We start from the raw sequence: 676 nt of genomic DNA, 5'->3' as shown, positions 1-676 counted from the left end.
AATTACTAGTGATTTTGTTCGCTATCTTAGAGATCCTTTACCACCTGCAACTACAACATTTATTGTAAAAACAAATGATACAGAAGATAAGTTTACATCTTTATTGGTCAATCTTCTACAAAGGAATGGCTATGGTGTAATTTATACAGATCAACCAGAAAAACATAAAAACATGGGTATAAATTTAACCTACAAAGTGATGCCCTTGGATCAAGGTATAGTATTGGTGGCACAATATGGTTTAACTGAAATAACGCGTCATTATGTTCGTTTAAAAACTGGAAATATTGTACCAGCCGCTCCTTTTATTGCTCGTGTAGATGATGGGGGTAAAGGGTGAAAAGTAGTCCTTCTGAATCTCCTGATTTTTTTTCTGTAAAACCCAAAGGACGAGGTGTACGGCGGTTAAACAATATACCTTTTATAGGTGCTATAGGTATCATTTTTTTTGCTCTGCTTGGTATTACATATACTTTTATGTTGCGACAGCAATCTAATAATGTTGTCTTAGAAAACAAAAAAAAATTATTTGTGGATGAAACACCGTTGCCAATTCGTCCAGAGGGTGATGATTATGTTCAAGCAGAATTACCAGAGATCTTACCAGCACAGTCAACCAAACCAATTGAAACTAAGCAGTTGCTAACAAAAGATCCAGAACAAAAGCCGCTCGATG

General features: G+C 35.5%; 1 protein-coding gene and 1 pseudogene. Both read left to right on the top strand.

Annotated elements, in window-relative coordinates; translation table 11 throughout:
• On the top strand, positions 1 to 340 hold a 340-nt coding region (locus ACFIMQ_RS09635; protein ID WP_375703953.1), incomplete at its 5' end, for a hypothetical protein.
• A pseudogene (locus tag ACFIMQ_RS09630) lies at positions 337 to 676 on the top strand (hypothetical protein); the annotation flags it as partial. The gene ACFIMQ_RS09635 and the pseudogene ACFIMQ_RS09630, both read left to right, overlap by 4 nt.

It is taken from the genome of Bartonella sp. AD13SXNS, assembly GCF_042196465.1.
Taxonomy (GTDB): Bacteria; Pseudomonadota; Alphaproteobacteria; order Rhizobiales; family Rhizobiaceae; genus Bartonella.
The sequence above is the reverse complement of the archived record's forward strand: the minus strand, read 5'-3'. Positions and strand labels throughout refer to the sequence as shown.